Source organism: Nonomuraea sp. NPDC049637 (genome assembly GCF_040675235.1).
GTDB lineage: Bacteria > Actinomycetota > Actinomycetes > Streptosporangiales > Streptosporangiaceae > Nonomuraea.
Genome location: NZ_JBFAOM010000003.1, coordinates 69,397 through 85,055, shown reverse-complemented (window position 1 = coordinate 85,055; position 15,659 = coordinate 69,397). Strand labels below are relative to the sequence as shown.

Genomic DNA, 15,659 nt, shown 5'->3' with positions numbered 1-15,659 from the left:
GCAGGTCGATCACGACATATTGCCCGTCCGTAAGGGGTATCCGGGACGCGCCGGATACCCCTGACGCCTGTCTCTAGCGCCTGCCCCGGCCGCGGCCGTGACCGTTGCCGTCGCCGAACTGGTAACCCTGGCCGGGGCCGAAGTCGCCGTCGGGGTTGACGTCGGTGAGGCCCTGGTCCCTGTCGTCGGGCTCCTGCCTGCGGGGGGCGCAGCCCTGGCCGCAGCCGCCGAAGCGGGAGGAGTCGACCGGGGTGAAGGCCGTCGCCGGGGTGCCCTTGAGCGCGGCCTTCATGGTGGCGTTCCAGATCGGGCCGGGGATCGAGGCGCCGAAGACCGAGGGGTAGTACTTGCCGCCGATGGTGATGCTGTTCAGCTTGTGGGTCGTCGAGCCGCGCGGGTCGCCGATGCTGACCGCGCCGGCCAGGTCGGGGGTGAACCCGGCGAACCAGGCGGTGGCCTGGTCGTCGGTGGTGCCGGTCTTGCCCGCCGCCGGCCGGCCGATGCCGCCGACCCCTCGCATCGTGCCCTTGGTGAAGACGCCGGACAGGATGTTCGCCGCCGCGTCGGCGACCTCGGGGTCGAACGCCTGCGTGCACTTGGGCTTGTACTCGGTCACCTTGCCGTTGCGGTCGGTGATCTGGGTGATGGCCGTCGGCGGGCAGTACTTGCCGCGCGCGCCGATCGCCGCGTAGGCCGTGGCCACGGTCACCGGGTCCATCTCGTTGATGCCGAGCGTGAACGTCTCGAACTCCTGGAGCTTGCCGCCGTCGGAGCGCTTGATGCCGAGCGACTTGGCGGTCTCGACCACCTTGCAGAGGCCGACCTTCTGCTCCAGCGTCATGAAGAACGTGTTCACCGAGCCCCAGGTGCCGGTGGCCAGCGACTTGAAGCCGCCGCCGCCCTCGTCGTTGGTGACGGTGTGGGTGGGGTCGCCGACGTTCTGGCCCTTGCAGTTCTTGAACGCCCAGTAGTTGGGGGCGGTGTAGCCGCTGCCCACGTTGAAGCCGTCGTTGATCTTCATGCCCTGCTTGAGCGCGGTGAGCAGGGTGAACGTCTTGAACGTCGAGCCGGCCTGGAAGCCGACGCCGCCGCCGTGCACCGCGTCGGCCACCACGTTGTACGACATCTCGTGCTTGCGCCTGGAGTTGCCGTACTTGCGGCTGGCGGCCATGGCCTTGATCTCGCCCGTGCCCGGCTTGACCAGGGCCTCGGAGGCGACCGGGTTGTCGGAGGCGTAGACGTGCTTCTTGATGGCCTCCTCGGCGGCCTTCTGCATCTTCGGGTCGATCGTGGTCTTGATCTCCAGGCCGCCCCGGTTGAGGAACTGGGTGCGGGCCTTCTTGGTCTTGCCGAAGGCCGGGTTGCTCAGGATCTCGTTGCGCACGTACATGCAGAAGTACGGGTACTGGCTGGCGCCGCAGCCGCCGGGCAGCGGGGTGCCCTTGTAGCCGAGCTTCTTGGCCCTGGCCTCCTCGTGCTGCTCAGGAGTGATCTTCTTGAGCTCCAGCATCCGGTCGAGCACCACGTTGCGCCGGTTGAGCAGTTGCGCGCGCGACTCCTTGCCCAGGTTGGGGTCGGTCCGGTTCGGGTCCTGGACCGCGCCGGCCAGCGTGGCCGCCTGGGGGAGCGTCAGCTCGGCCGCCGAGACGCCGAAGAACCGCTTGGCCGCCGCCTCGACGCCGTACGCGCCGGCGCCGAAGTAGGCGATGTTGAGGTACTTGCCGAGGATCTCGTCCTTGCTGTACTTCTCCTCGACCGCCATCGCGTAGCGCAGCTCCTTGAGCTTGCGGGCGTAGCTGGCTTCGAGGGCCGCGTTCTTCTCCTTCTCGGTGGTGGCCGAGTTGAGCAGCACCTGCTTGACGTACTGCTGGGTGATGGAGGAGCCACCCTGGGCGATGCCGCCCCTGCTGAGGTTCTTGGCGAGGGCGCGCACGGTGCCCTCGATGTCGATCGCGCCGTGCTCGTAGAAGCGGTAGTCCTCGATGGAGATGATGGCCGTCTTCATGATGTCGGCCACCTGGTCGAGCGAGACGTTCTCGCGGTACTCCTCGTAGAACTGGGCGATCTGGTTGCCCTTGGCGTCGAGGACGGTCGTCTTCTCGGCGAGCGGCGGTTCTTTGAGGTCTTCCGGTTTGATGTTCAGTTCCTCGGATGCCGAGACGAACATCGCTCCGGTGCCGCCGACCGCCGGCAACGCGATGGCCGCGGCCACCACTCCCGCGGCCATCGCAGCCCCGGTCAGGCGCACGATGCTCGACATTCGGGAACCCATGCGGAAAAACCTCCCCATCTCGGCTTTTGGGTGCATCCTAAACCCGCCCATGACCTGCTCTCTGTAAAAAGACGAAGCGCGCGCCGGCGGTGGATGCTTCTACCCCGGGTGAGACGCCGAACCACGGGATTTGGTTCGCCGGGTTTCCCGTCGAATTCGTTTCCTGTGGGTCTGCGGGGATAGGGCGTGGTCATGACTTCTCACCGAGTGTTGCCACGCGAGCAGGCACGGGTCCGTGAGCCGGTCACCGCTCCCCGCCGGAGGCCCGTCCTGGACGACACCCTGACGCTGCTGCTCGACCCGTACCGCTTCATCGGCGACCGGGCGCGGCGGCTCGATTCCGACGTCTTCGAGACGCGGCTGCTGCTCCAGCCGACCATCTGCATGACCGGCGCGCAGGCCGCCGAGGTGTTCTACGACCCCGAGCTGTTCGTCCGGGACGGCGCCGCGCCCCGGCGGCTCCAGGCGACGCTGTTCGGCAGGAACGGCGTGCAGGCCCTCGACGGCGAGACCCACCGGGCGCGCAAGGCCATGTTCATGTCGCTGATGGGCCGGGAGGGCCGCGACCGGCTGGCGGAGCTGGCCGGCCGGCGCTGGCGCGAGCGCATCCGCGCCTGGCAGGGCATGCCGCGGGTCGTCCTGTACGAGGAGGTCAGCAGGCTGCTGTGCCAGGCGGTCTGCGACTGGACGGGCGTGCCGCTGCCGCCGGCGCGGGTGCCCGAGGTCACCGCCACCCTCCAGGCGGCCATCGAGGGCGCGGGCGGGCTCGGCCCCCGCTACCTGCGCGGCCGGTACGCCCGGATCAAGGGCGACCTGTGGCTGTCCGGCCTGATCCGCTTCGCCCGCGAGGACCCCGGCCGCTTCGCCGGCACGGTGACCGGCCTGATCGCGGGCTACCGCGACCCCGACGGCACCCTGCTCCCGGCCAGGACCGCGGCCGTCGAGCTGCACAACGTGCTGCGTCCCACGGTGGCGGTGGCCAGGTTCGTGACGTTCGCGGCCATGGCCCTGCACGCCCACCCGGAGTACTACGAGCGCGTCCGCGAGGGCGACGAGCAGTTCGTCGAGCACTTCGTCCAGGAGGTACGCCGGTTCTACCCGTTCTTCCCGTTCGTCGCCGCCAGGGTGGCCAAGCCCTTCACCTGGAACGGCGAGCACTTCCCGCAGGGCCGGCGGACACTGCTCGACCTGTACGGCATCGACCACGACCCGCGCCTGTGGGACCGCCCAGGCGAGTTCCGCCCGGAACGGTTCGCCGAATGGGACGGCGGCGAGTACGACTTCGTCCCCCAGGGCGGCGGCGACCACTACGAAGGGCACCGGTGCCCCGGCGAGTGGATCACCGTGGACCTGATGAAGCTGGCGGTGACCGCGCTGACCCGCTGGATGACCTACGGCGTGCCGGCCCAGGACCTGCGCATGCCGTCGTGGCGCGCCCCGGCCGTCCCCAACAGCCGTTTCGTCATCGACCAGGTCGAGGCCGTCTGAGATTCGGGCAGCGCCGGGCAAAGAAGCGTGTTGTCGCGCGGGTGCGCGCGCGAGGGTCTGGCAACGTTCACCGGGGCGGTTCTTCCTGGCCTTGGTGGAGGATTTCATGCGTCGTGTCGTGGACGACGAGGAGCAGGTCGATCAACTGGTCTCGGCCGCCAGGGCGTACTGGGGGGACAGCGCCGGCGACACGGGTTGCGTGGTGGCCGAGGCGTTCGACGAGGACGTCCGGGCGGTGGTGCGCACCGTCATGGTGGCCAAGGCCGTGTGCGGGCTGCTGTCGGCCCGGCTGGTCGTGCTCACCGACCCGCGGTGGCGGCCGCTGGCCGAGGCGTTCGGGGCCGCCGCCGATCTCGGGCCGCCCGACGCGCTGGTCACCAGCCGGATCGATCCCGGCGTGCGCACCGACATCCCGGTCGTGCACGTGCACGGCACCGGGTCGCTGCAGGCGTACGCGCTCTTCCCGGCTCAGACCCCCGTCTCCTTCGGCGAGGAGCTGCCCGGCCGGATCGCGGAGTTCTTCGAGCGCCAGATCTGGCCCAACAGGGAGGCGATCCGGCCGAGCGCCGAGCGTACGGCCTGGCGGGCCAAGGAGGGCTACCAGGTCCGCACCGACACCGAACGCCGCCAGCTCCGCCTCTACGGCTGCTCCAGGCTGCGCCTGGACCCCGGCCGGCCCACGATCACGGTGTTCGGCCACATGCCGGGCCGCGACACCGAGCTGTTCCAGGAGACCGAGCGGTACGCGGCCACCGAGGAGTCGGCCAACTGGCTGTTCCTCGACCGCCTGCGCTCCGGCCTGCTGTCGCCGAACATCCTGTGGAGCATGACCGACGTCGCCGTCACGTTCGGCGGCAGCGATCTGCCCGCCTACGGCGTCCCCGTCATCCAGGCCGGCTGGTCGGAGGGCGCCGCCTGCGGGGCCACCCATCTGGCGCGCACGCCGGAGGAGCTGCGCGACCGGCTCGGCGAGGCCGTCGCCGTGCACGGCAAGGCGGAGACGATCCTCGGCCCGGAGCAGCGCGAGCGTGCCCGCCTGTGGTTGTGGCTGCGGCGCTGCGGCGCCGACGTGCCGACCCAGGTCCTGCCGCGCTGGGAGCTCGGCCCCGACTATCCGCGGGCCCTGGCGGTCGCCCTGCGGCACGCCGAGCCCGACGGCGACCCGCTCTTCGAGGCGGTGCGCCGCATGTGGGAGCGGCGCGACCCCGTACTCACCCGATTCGACTTCCAGGACCTGGCCAAGACCCCACTGACCCCCGCGAGGAGCGCCCGATGACCGGAACAGGACCCATCACAGAGCTCGACCCGGTGATCCTGCCCGCGATCCCGCCCGTGCACGTGACCAGCGGGCGGTTCCCCGCGCTGCAGGTGATCGACCGGCTGCACCGGGGCAGCCAGATCGTGGGCAGGTTCGAGACGTCCGGGCTGGTCGGCTTCAAGGTGTCCGCGCAGGGACGGCCGCTGCGGGTGCAGATGTCGCTGTCCATGGACGAGCGGTCGGTCAGCGGCTGGCACACCGGCAGGACGGGCCCCGACTTCACGACGCCCCGCTGCGTCCAGATCCGTTCCCAGGGCCGCCTGCGCCAGTGCGTGCTGCTGCGCGGCCGCAACCCGCACGCCCGCGTGGCCTTCGACCTGACCCCCGAGGAAATCCCGGACGACGGGCTGATCTGCGTCGAGGCCCTGGACATCATGGAGGGCGACGGCGTCTGCGACGAGGTGCGCACGTTCCTGTCCGGCCGGGTCCAGGACGACGGGGCGGCCGGGCTGCGGCTGAACAAGATCGTGTTCGAGGAGCCGCCCGAGGTCGACTACGACCCCGACACGCTCGACGGCTCCCGCTGCGAGCTGTCCTCGCTGATCAGCGGCGGCGGCCTGGCCAACGTCAACCGGCAGGGCGTGCGCGTCCTGCGGTCGGGCATGTTCGTGGTCAACCCGGTGCTGCGCGACACGTTCGGGGCCAGCGGGCGGATCACGCTGCGGCTGGGCACGAAGGCGGAGGCGGCCAGCATGATCCCGGCGACCTGGCGGCGGGTCAACAGCGAGCTGCGCTGGCTGCGGCACGCCACCAGGAAGCTCCTCGGCACGGCGGCCCCGACGGTGGAGCGCGTCTACAGCCTCAGGGACGGCGTGGCCGGGCCCTTCGGGCAGACCGTCCACGGGAACGTCACCGAGCTCGTCCTGCCGAGCCCGACGGTCTCGCCGTTCCTCGTGGTGATCGAGCGGGTTCCGGGCGTGCTGCCGACGCTGGAGTCCGGCACCTCGGACTAGCGGGGGCGCCGGCTCCCTCGTGCCGCGCGACCTGCGAGAGCCCGCCGTTTCGACGGGAAACTGGTGATCACCTGTGATAACGCCGTTCTGAGGGCAGTTGTCATGGGTGGGCGGGAACGGTTTGAGCATCGAGACGATCCGGCATCAGCAGTGCACCGTCATGCGCGCCACGGGCGAGCTCGACCACGCGGGACGGGTCAGGTTCAGCGCCCACGTCAACACGGTGTGGGACTGGTCGCCCGGACCCGTCCTCGTCTTCGACCTGGCCGACCTGGTCTTCTACGACTCCTCCGCCATCGGCGTGCTGGCCACGGCGATCCAGCGGATGGAGGCGGAGCCGGGCGGCCGGATCATCGTGGTCAGACCGTCCGACCACCTGCTGTCGGCGCTGCGGCTGACGGACCTGCTCTCCCACGTCGAGCTGCGCGGCAGCGTCGAGGAGACCGTGGCGGAGCTGACGGTGGGCGCCGTCCCGCCGCCCGTCCCCCCGACATGGTCCGGGGGGACGTCGGGCGTCGCCTACAACCCGTAGGTCTCCAGCAGCCGCAGCCAGATCTCGCTCACGGTCGGGAACGACGGCACGGCGTGCCACAGCCGGTCGAGCGGCACCTCGCCGGTGACCGCGATCGTGGCGGCGTGCAGCAGCTCGCCGACGCCCGGACCGGCGAAGGTGACGCCGAGCAGCACCTTCCTGTCCTCGTCCACCACGGCCTTGGCGTGCCCCCGGTAGCCGTCGCCCAGCAGGTACGCGCCCGAGACCGAGCCGAGGTCGTACTCCACCGCGCGCACCCGGAAGCCGGCCTCCCTGGCCTCGGCCTCCGTACGGCCGACCGCGCAGACCTGCGGGTCGGTGAAGACCACCTGCGGCGCGCCGAAGCCGTCGGCCAGGTCGCGCATGGCGGGCAGGTCGTCGCCGTGCGCCCGCGCCGCGATCACGTCGCCGCAGATCCTGGCCTGGTACTTGCCCATGTGGGTGAGCAGCGTGCGGCCGTTGACGTCGCCGACGGCGTAGAGCCAGCCGCCCGGCACGCCGGTGGCCCGCATGCTGTCGTCGACCTCGACGGGCGCGTCGTCGGGCAGGCCGACCGTGTCCAGCCCGATCCCACGGGTGGCGACCTTGCGGCCGGTGGCCACCAGCAGCTCGTCGGCCTCCAGCGGCGGGCCCTCCGACAGGTGCACGGTCACCTTGCCGCCCGGCTCGGGCCGCTCGACCCTGACCACGTCGGTGTGCAGGCGCACGTCGATGCCCGCCTCGGCGAACGACCGGGCCACCAGCTCGCCCGCGAACGGCTCGATCCTGGCCAGCAGCCCGCCGCCGCGCACCAGCACGGTCGTCTGCCGCGCGCCGAGCCCGTGCATGGCCTGCGCCATCTCGCAGGCGACCACGCCGCCGCCGATCACCACCAGGCGTTCGGGCACCTTCGTCGCGGCGGTGACCTCGTGGCTGGTCCACGGCTTCGCCTCGGCCATGCCGGGCACCGGCGGGACCGCCGCCGTGCTGCCGGTGGCGAGCACGACCGCCTGCCGGGCCGTGAGCACCCGCTCGCCGCCGTCGGGGGTCGTGACGACCACCCGCCGCTCGCCGTCGAGCCGCCCCCTGCCGCGGACGAACTCCGCCGGCACGCCCTCGACCCAGCTCACCTGGCCTGAGTCGTCGTAGCGCGAGACCGCCTCGTCGCGCCGGGCGAGCACCGCGGCCACGTCGATCGGCCCGAGGGAGAGCCCCGGCACCCGGGACACCTCGCCGGCCAGGTCGACCGGGCGCAGCAGCGCCTTGCTCGGGATGCACGCCCAGTAGGAGCACTCGCCGCCGGCCAGCCGCTCCTCGACGATCGCGGCGCTCAGCCCGCCGCGCACCGCCCGCGCGACGACGTTCTCGCCCGCCGGACCGGCCCCGATCACGATGACGTCGAACTCCTCAGCCACGCTGCCTCCCCACACTCGTCTTCGATTCGCACTCTTTCATGCCCTGCTCGCGCCGCCCGAGGTGGCCACGGGCGTGAACCCTTTCGGCCCGCGACGGAGAGACCGGGTAGATGCCCGCGCCGTCCGGGGGAGCCCGCTCGGCACTCCCATGAAGGAGCTCCCCATGCCGGTGCCGTCTCCTGTGTTCGTGCTGCCCGGAAACGCCCTGGGGCGGCATCGGGTGCTGCTGGTCGCGCTGGTGCCCGCCGTCGCGCTGCGGCTGCTCGCGATGGCGGGGTACCGGCCCGCGCTGTGGTTCTGGGCGGACTCGTTCTCCTATCTGGAGGCCGCGGCCGACCCCGTGCCCGGGGCGTTCCGGCCGCTCGGGTACTCGCTCTTCCTGGCCGCGCTCGGGCCCGGCAAGAGCCTGGCGCTGGTGGCCGCCGTGCAGCACGCGTCGGGGCTGGCGCTCGCCGTGGCCGTCTACGCCCTGCTGCGGCGGCGTGGCCTGCCTGGCTGGGGCGCGACGGCCGCCGTCGCGCCGCTGCTGTACGACGAGTTCCTGATCCTGCTGGAACACATGATCATGGCGGACGCGCTGTTCACCGTGCTGGTCACGGCCGGGATCCTGGCCCTGTCGGGCCGGCTCACCCCGGTCACGGCGGCCGCCGGCGGCGTGCTGCTCGGCCTGGCCGCCGTCACCCGCACGATCGGGGTGGCCGTCCTCGTGGTGGCCGCCGCCTGCCTGCTGCTGCGCCGTCCCGGGCCGCGCGCGCTGCTCTGCCTGGTCCTGGCGGGCGCGGCGCCGCTGCTCGGGTACGCCTCCTGGATGTGGGCCACCAGCGGCACCTTCGGCCTGACCAGGGCCGACGGCCTGTTCCTGTGGGCCCGCACGATGACCTTCGCCGACTGCTCGGTCATCAGGCCGGAGCCCGAGCTGGCCCCTCTCTGCCCGAGGACGCCGGTGGCCGGGCGGCCCTCTCCCGCCCACTGGATGTGGGGGCCCACCCTGGCCGCCGTCACCGGCGACCGGAACGCGCCGGCCGGCCGCTTCGCCCGCGAGGCCGTCCTCGCCCAGCCCGGCGACTACCTGGCCGCCGTCGGGCGCGACCTGCGGTGGCTGCTGCGCTGGGAGCGCACCACGGCCAGGAAGGCGTCGGACAGGAAGACCAATCCGTACTGGTTCCCCTACGAGGAGCGCCCGCTGCGCGCGTCCGTACGGCGGATCGCCGGGGCGTACGAGGGCGGGCCGGCGGACACGCGGATCGTCGAGCCCTACGCGGGCTGGCTGCGGGCCTACCAGCGCTTCGGCTACCTGCCGTACCCGGTGCTCATGGCGCTGCTCGGGGGCGCGCTCGCGGTGGCGGCCGTAAGGCGGCGGCCGGACGCGCTGCTGCCCGGTGTGGCCGCCGCCGTGCTGGTCGTGGCGCCGTCCTTCCTGAGCGGGTACGACGTGCGGTACGTCGTGCCGGCTCTCCCCCTGGCCTGCCTGGCCGCCGGGCTGGCACCGGGACGTCCGCCGGAGGTCGGGAGACGTTCACCTGCGGGGCCTAGCGTTCGCGCATGACTCCTTACCCCACGTCCGTGGTGTACCGGGCGGCGACCGAGGGTTATCACACCTTCCGCATCCCGGCGGTCGTGGTGACCGGGGCCGGGACGCTCCTCGCCTTCGCCGAGGGGCGGCGCGGGTCCGCCGGTGACTCGGGGCACATCGACCTGGTGCTCAGGCGGTCCTCCGACGGCGGCCTGACGTGGGGCCCGCTCCAGGTGGTCGCCACGGAACCGAACCGCGGCGCGGTCGGCAACCCCGCGCCCGTGGTGCTGGACGACGGCCGGATCCTGCTCGTCACGGTCCGGCAGGGCCCGGCGGCGACGGAGGCGAAGATCAGGCGCGGCCAGGTGCCGGCGGCCGCGGCGCGGCGGGTGTTCGTCCAGGTCAGCGCGGACGACGGGGTCAGCTGGCCGGCCCCGCGCGAGATCACCGCCCAGGTCAGGCGCCCCGAGTGGCGCTGGTACGCCACCGGCCCCGGGCACGCCGTCCGGCTCCGGAGCGGGCGCGTCGTGGTGCCGGGCAACCACTCCCTGCCCCCGTCCGGCTCGGACGACGGCACCGAGGGACGGTACGACGGCGGCCACGCGCTGCTCAGCGACGACGGCGGCCGTACCTGGCGCATCGGCTACGTGGACGACAACCCCGACGGCTACGTCAACGTCAACGAGACCACCGCGACCGAGCTGCCCGACGGCCGCCTCTACCTCAACGCCAGGACGGACTCCGCCGCGCCGGGCACCCGCGCCGACGCCTGCTCCTCCGACGGCGGGCAGCGGCTCGACCTGCCCTTCCGCCCGCAGGCCGGGCTGGCGGGGCCGGTGGTGGAGGGCAGCGTGCTGTGGTGCGAGCCGCCCGGCGTGCTGCTGTTCTCCGGCCCGGCCGCGCCCGACGCGCGGGCTCTGATGACGGTACGGGCCAGCACCGACGCCGGGGTCACCTGGCATCCCGTGCACACCGTGTCGGGCCTGCCCGCCGCCTACTCCGACCTGGTCAGGGTGGACGACGACACGGTGGGGCTGCTGTTCGAGACCGGCGACTTCGGGCCGTACGAGACCATCGCCTTCCGGCGCATCCCGGTCGCCGGGCTCGACCCCCGCCGGGCGTAGCCGCCCGTTCCTTTCCCGCGGCTCTGTGCTGACACAGGGCTGTGCTGACTACGCTGAGACGACCACTGTGCGACCGCGTGTGCGGAGTGTTCCGTATTACGCGCTAGCATTCCGATCAGCGGAACAGGCGAGGGAGAGTTCAGTGGCTGAGACCCAGTCCCCTGTGGGGAGCGTCGATCGTGCCCTGCTGATCCTGCAGGAGATCGGGAGGCACAGCAGGGGAGTGACGCTCGACGAGCTGGCCACCAGGCTGCGGCTGCCGAAGAGCTCGCTCCACCGTCTGCTCGGCGCGCTGAAGCACCGGGGCTTCGCGGCCCAGCCGGAGCCTAGCGGGCCGTACTTCCTCGGCACCGAGATGCTGGCCACGGCCTTCCGGTTCTACGAGACGATGGATCTGCGCACGCTCGTCCGGCCGCTGCTGCTGCGGCTGAGCGAGGAGTTCTCCGAGACCGTGCACATGGCCATGCTCGACGGCGGCGAGGTCGTCTACCTGGACAAGGTCGAGGCGGTCCGGTCGATCACCATGACTTCGGTGGTCGGCGGGCGCAACGCGGCCCACTGCACGGGCGTGGGCAAGGCGCTGCTGGCCTGGACGTACCCCACGGACGAGGCGGTCAGGGCGTGGGCCGAGCGCTACGGGCCGCTGTCGGCCAGGACCAGGAACACGATCACGAACCCCGCCAAGCTGGCCACCCACCTCGACCAGGTCAGGCAGCGGGGGTACGCGCTCGACCTGGAGGAGAACGAGCCGGGGGTGCGGTGCGTGGCGGCGCCGGTCTTCCTGGGCAAGACCGCGCCGGTGGCGGCGGTGAGCGTGACCGCGATCAAGGACCGCATGTCCGTCGCCCGCCTCGAAGAGGTCGGCCTCGGCCTCCGCCGCGCCATCTCCGCCCAGGTCTGACCCCACCCCGAGCCGCCCGCCTCCGCTCCCGCCCCCGCCGCAGTCCTGCCGCGCCGGGCCCCGGCCCCCGGGCCTCCGCATCGTGCGGTGGCGTCGGCTCCCCCCTCTCCCCAAAGGGAACTCGACCAGCTACGGTCAGATGGAATGCGGAACAGCATTCCGTATCACGGACCAGAAGGATGCATGGGCATGAAGCTGGAGAAGGTCCCCGTCCCCCGGGCCGCCCTCGCGGAGGGCCCGAGGTGGGACGCCGCCACGGGCACCCTGCTGTGGGTCGACATCCCCGCCGGCCACGTGCACCGGCTCGACCCGGCCGGCGACGAGCGGGAGACGATCGAGCTGGGCCGGCCGGTCGGCGTCGCCGTGCCGCACGCCTCCGGCGGCCTCATGCTGGCCCTGGGGGACGGCTTCGCCCGCCACGCGGACGGCCGCACCGAACTGGTCGCCCGGCCGCCCGAGCCCGCGGGCAACCGGATGAACGACGGCGCCTGCGACCGCGCGGGCCGCTTCTTCGCCGGCACCAAGGCCGAGGACGACACCCCCGGCGCGGGCTCGCTCTACCGCCTGAGCCAGGACCGTACGTGCGACAAGGTGCTGGACGGCGTCACGATCTCGAACGGCGTCGGCTGGAGCCCCGACGAGCGCCTGATGTACTACGTGGACACCGCGACCGACCGGATCGACGTCTTCGACTACGACCCGGCGACCGGCACGCTCGACGGCCGCCGGGAGTTCGCCGCCCTGCCGAGCCCCGACGGCCTGACCGTGGACACCGCCGGCCACGTGTGGGTCGCGCTGTGGGGCGGCGCGGCGGTCGTGCGGCTGCGCCCGGACGGGCGTACGGACCTCACCGTGGAGGTCCCCGCGGCCAACGTGACGAGCTGCGCCTTCGGCGGCCCCGACCTCGACGTGCTCTACGTGACCACCGCCTGGGACGGCGCCGCCGGCGGGGAGCTGTGGCGCTGCCGCACCCCCCACACCGGCCTGCCCGCCAACCCCTACCGCGGCCTCACCCCTTGACCGCCCCGGTCAGCGCCTGCACGAACCGGCGCTGGCCGAACAGGAACACGGCCAGCACCGGCAGGGTGGTCAGCACCGTGCCCGCCATGATCGCGGGCCAGTCGGCCCGGTGCTGGCCCTGGAACGTGGTCAGCCCCGCCTGCACGGTGTAGTTCGCCTCGGAGTTGATCACCACCAGCGGCCAGAAGAGGTCGTTCCAGGCCGTGATGAACGTGATCACGGCGAGCGCCGCCAGCGCCGGCTTGGCGACCGGCAGCACCACCCGGAAGAACAGCGCGACCCGCGAGCACCCGTCGATCCGCGCCGCCTCCTCCAGCTCCCTCGGGAAGGACTGGAAGAACGACGTCATCAGGTAGATCCCGACCGACGAGCTGAGCTGCGGGATGACCAGCGCCCCGAGCGTGTCCACCAGCCCGGCCTGGCTGAACATCAGGAACGTCGGGATCACGGTGAGCTGGAACGGGATCAGCGCGGTCGCGATGATCAGGACCAGCGTCAGCCGGGAGCCGATGAAACGGATCCGGGCGAAGGCGTACCCGGCCATGCTGCAGAGCACGACCTGCGCCGCCACGATGGCGCTCGACACCAGCACGCTGTTGAGGAACCAGCGGGGGAAGTCGGAGCGCTCCATGACCGTGCGGTAGCCGCCGAGGTCGACGCCCTCCGGCAGGATCGGCGGCGGGAACCTGTTCAGCTCGGCCTGCGTCATGACCGAGCTGAGCACCAGCCACACGAACGGCAGCAGCGTCACCACCGACATCGGCGCGAGCACCAGGTGCCACTTGCTGGGCAGGCGTCGCCTCATCGCACGGCCCCTCTCCGCCGCGCGACCACCAGGCCCGCGACGATCAGCAGCAGCGTCCCGGCGAACAGCGTGTACGCCACGGCCGCGCCGTACCCGGCGGCCGAGTAGCGGAAGGCGAGCTGCCAGACGTAGTAGACGATGGTCACGGTCGCGCTGGCCGGGCCGCCCTGGGTGGTGGTCATGACCAGGTCGAAGAACTGCAGCGCGTCGATCACACCCCAGACCGCGAGGAAGACCGTGATCGGCCGTACGGACGGGACGACGATGTGCCGGAACGTGGCCCACCGCCCCGCGCCGTCGATGGAGGCGGCCTCCAGCACCGACTTGTCGATCTCCTGGATGGCTGCCAGGTAGATCACCACGGCGAAGCCGAACCGGGTCCAGAAGAAGATCAGCGTGAGCACGTACATGGCCTGCGACGGGCTGCTCAGGAAGCCCTGGAGCGGCAGGCCGAGCCGGCCGAGCACGCCGTTCATCAGGCCGAAGTCGCGGTCGAAGATGTAGCCCATGAGCAGGCCGGCGGAGGTGGCCGAGGCCACGTACGGGACCAGGAAGGCGGTCCGGTAGAAGCCGATCCCGCGCACCTTCCTGTTCAGCAGCACCGCCACCACCAGGCCGAAGACCAGCGAGGCGGGGATGTAGAGCACCAGCAGCAGCCCGGTGTTGCGCACCGCCTGGAAGAACACCGGGTCCTGGAACAGCGCCCGGTAGTTGTCCAGGCCGACGTTCTCGGGCGTCTTCATCAGGTCGGAGTCGGTGAACGACAACGCCAGCGCCCACGCCATCGGCACCAGCGCGAACCCGAGGATGATCAGCGTGGCGGGGCCCGCGAACGACCAGCCCGCGACGTGGTCGCCGAGCCCGCGGGTCCTCCTGGCGTGCCGGGCGGCGGGCGCGCCGACGGCGGCGCTGCTCATGAGCCCGGCACCGCCAGCACCGCGTCGGACTTGGCCGCGGCCTCGTCCAGGGCGGTCTTGGCGTCGGCCTTGCCCAGCAGCGCCTGCGCGATGGCCTCGGCGACGAAGGACGACACGCGGGGGTACTTGGTGGTGGGCGGCCTGACCCGCTTGGCGTTGGCCAGGTTCTCGGAGATCACCTCGATGCCCGGATATCTCTTCAGATAGTCCTGGTAGCCGGGCAGCTTGGTGATCGACGCCCTGATGGGCAGCGAGCCCGTGTCGGTCATCCACACGAGCTGCTGCTCCGCCGCCGTCAGCCAGCTCAGGAACGTGGTCGCCGCCTTGACGCGGCGCTCGTCGTGCTCGAACACCACCCAGTTGTCCGGGCCGGAGACGGTCTCGTGGTTGCCGTTCGTGCCGGGCAGCCGCGCGACGCCGTAGTCCACCTTGGCCGCCTGGAGGTCGGGCAGCACCCAGGGGCCGGACAGGAACATGGCCAGCCGCCCGGACTCGAACAGCTTCTGGCCCTTCTCGGCAGGGCTGGAGTCGAGATAGACCGACCTGTCGTCCACGGCCATGCTCCGGACCAGGCCGAGCGCCTGCTGCCCGGCCGCGGAGTTGAACGCCGACTTCTTGTGGTCGGGGGTGAGGATGTCGCCGCCCGCCTGCCACAGCAGCGGCCAGAGCCCCCAGACGGCCTCCTCGCCGCCGCTGATCGCCCAGGTCGTGCCGAAGACGCCCTTCTGCGGGTCGGTGGTCCTCCTGGCGATGTCGCGGAAGTCGTCCCAGGTCCAGTCGGGGCCGGGGGCCTTGACGCCCGCCTTGGCCAGCAGCTTCTTGTTGTAGAGGACCACCATGTTGTCCACCACGGCGGGGAAGCCGATGACCTTGCCCTGGACGGTGACCGCCTCGCGCTCGTTGGCCCAGAAGTCGTCCCAGCCGACGGCCGGGTCCTTGACCCGGGAGGTGAGGTCGGCGGTCTTGGGGTTCCTGGCCACGTTGGGGGCCCAGGAGCCGTACAGGTAGGCGATGTCGGGGTAGGCGTCCGAGGTGAGCGCGGCCGTGATCTTGGGTAGCATGCCGTCTGCGGTCGCGCCGCCGGACTCGGTGCCGACCTTGATGTCGGGGTGACTCTGGTTGAACCGGGCGACCAGCTTCTCGATCGACTTCGCCGAGGTGTCCTCCTGGCCGTGCCAGATGGTGATCTCGACCGGGCCGTCCGCCCGTACCTGTCCGCCGCCGCCGCAGCTCGCCGCGGCCAGAGCCAGGGCGACGACGGCCGGCGTCGTACGGGGCCTCATCGGGCGGTCTCACGGATGTGGTGAATGAGTCGTGCCATGGGGTTCCCTCCACAGAGCACGGCGGGCGTGGCGGCCCGCTGCGTGCGGCGAGTATAGTCACGCATCCACAATGCAGACTAGAGTTCCACTAGGCGGAATG

13 protein-coding genes are annotated in these 15,659 nt (G+C 71.9%); 8 read left to right on the top strand and 5 right to left on the bottom strand.

Annotated elements, in window-relative coordinates; genetic code table 11:
- Window positions 1–73: 73 nt before the first annotated feature.
- A complete protein-coding gene (locus AB0J71_RS05130; protein ID WP_364412863.1) occupies window positions 74–2,260 on the bottom strand; it encodes a transglycosylase domain-containing protein in 2,187 nt (728 codons plus the stop codon).
- A 204-nt stretch (window positions 2,261–2,464) separates the two neighbouring features.
- On the opposite strand from AB0J71_RS05130, the gene AB0J71_RS05125 reads away from it, so the two are divergent.
- The 4 genes from AB0J71_RS05125 to AB0J71_RS05110 all read left to right on the top strand — a co-directional run bounded on the left by AB0J71_RS05125 (window position 2,465) and on the right by AB0J71_RS05110 (window position 6,563).
- Complete coding sequence (locus AB0J71_RS05125; protein ID WP_364412860.1) at window positions 2,465–3,760, top strand: cytochrome P450; 1,296 nt, start codon at window positions 2,465–2,467, stop codon at window positions 3,758–3,760.
- Between the two features lie 106 nt (window positions 3,761–3,866).
- Window positions 3,867–5,036, top strand: coding sequence for a hypothetical protein (locus tag AB0J71_RS05120; RefSeq protein WP_364412857.1), 1,170 nt, complete (start codon window positions 3,867–3,869; stop codon window positions 5,034–5,036).
- Entirely contained in the window at window positions 5,033–6,031 is a 999-nt protein-coding gene (locus AB0J71_RS05115; protein ID WP_352325283.1) for a hypothetical protein, read from the top strand. The genes AB0J71_RS05120 and AB0J71_RS05115 overlap by 4 nt, the downstream gene beginning before the upstream one ends.
- 121 nt (window positions 6,032–6,152) lie before the next feature.
- Window positions 6,153–6,563 carry an STAS domain-containing protein gene (locus tag AB0J71_RS05110; RefSeq protein WP_352325281.1) on the top strand — a complete coding sequence of 137 codons (411 nt, stop codon included), beginning with the start codon at window positions 6,153–6,155 and terminating at the stop codon, window positions 6,561–6,563.
- Here the strand turns inward: AB0J71_RS05110 and AB0J71_RS05105 are convergent.
- A complete protein-coding gene (locus AB0J71_RS05105; RefSeq protein ID WP_352325280.1) occupies window positions 6,551–7,957 on the bottom strand; it encodes an NAD(P)/FAD-dependent oxidoreductase in 1,407 nt (468 codons plus the stop codon). The genes AB0J71_RS05110 and AB0J71_RS05105 overlap by 13 nt on opposite strands.
- A 163-nt stretch (window positions 7,958–8,120) precedes the next feature.
- Here AB0J71_RS05105 and AB0J71_RS05100 point away from each other — a divergent pair, with 163 nt between their 5' ends.
- The 4 genes from AB0J71_RS05100 (at window position 8,121) to AB0J71_RS05085 (ending at window position 12,515) form a co-directional block, all read left to right on the top strand.
- Window positions 8,121–9,503 (top strand): hypothetical protein, encoded by a 1,383-nt coding sequence (locus AB0J71_RS05100; protein WP_364412854.1) that lies wholly within the window; start codon window positions 8,121–8,123, stop codon window positions 9,501–9,503.
- Window positions 9,500–10,594: a sialidase family protein gene (locus AB0J71_RS05095; protein WP_352325278.1), complete on the top strand. Its 1,095-nt coding sequence runs from the start codon at window positions 9,500–9,502 to the stop codon at window positions 10,592–10,594. Before AB0J71_RS05100 ends, AB0J71_RS05095 begins: the two co-directional genes overlap by 4 nt.
- Before the next feature lie 142 nt (window positions 10,595–10,736).
- Window positions 10,737–11,495, top strand: a complete 759-nt coding sequence (locus AB0J71_RS05090; RefSeq protein WP_352325277.1) for an IclR family transcriptional regulator — start codon at window positions 10,737–10,739, stop codon at window positions 11,493–11,495.
- Between the two features lie 189 nt (window positions 11,496–11,684).
- The gene (locus AB0J71_RS05085) at window positions 11,685–12,515 is read left to right on the top strand and encodes an SMP-30/gluconolactonase/LRE family protein (RefSeq protein WP_352325275.1); all 831 of its coding nucleotides are present in this window, start codon (window positions 11,685–11,687) and stop codon (window positions 12,513–12,515) included.
- Here AB0J71_RS05085 and AB0J71_RS05080 read toward each other — a convergent pair.
- The 3 genes from AB0J71_RS05080 to AB0J71_RS05070 are packed head-to-tail and all read right to left on the bottom strand — an operon-like array spanning window position 12,505 to window position 15,520.
- Entirely contained in the window at window positions 12,505–13,320 is an 816-nt protein-coding gene (locus AB0J71_RS05080) for a carbohydrate ABC transporter permease (protein WP_352325274.1), read from the bottom strand. The two genes, AB0J71_RS05085 and AB0J71_RS05080, sit on opposite strands and share 11 nt — an antisense overlap.
- Window positions 13,317–14,237 carry a sugar ABC transporter permease gene (locus AB0J71_RS05075; RefSeq protein WP_364412851.1) on the bottom strand — a complete coding sequence of 307 codons (921 nt, stop codon included), beginning with the start codon at window positions 14,235–14,237 and terminating at the stop codon, window positions 13,317–13,319. The genes AB0J71_RS05080 and AB0J71_RS05075 overlap by 4 nt, the downstream gene beginning before the upstream one ends.
- On the bottom strand, window positions 14,234–15,520 hold the full coding sequence (locus tag AB0J71_RS05070; protein WP_364412848.1) for an ABC transporter substrate-binding protein: 1,287 nt from the start codon (window positions 15,518–15,520) through the stop codon (window positions 14,234–14,236). Before AB0J71_RS05070 ends, AB0J71_RS05075 begins: the two co-directional genes overlap by 4 nt.
- Window positions 15,521–15,659: the final 139 nt, after the last annotated feature.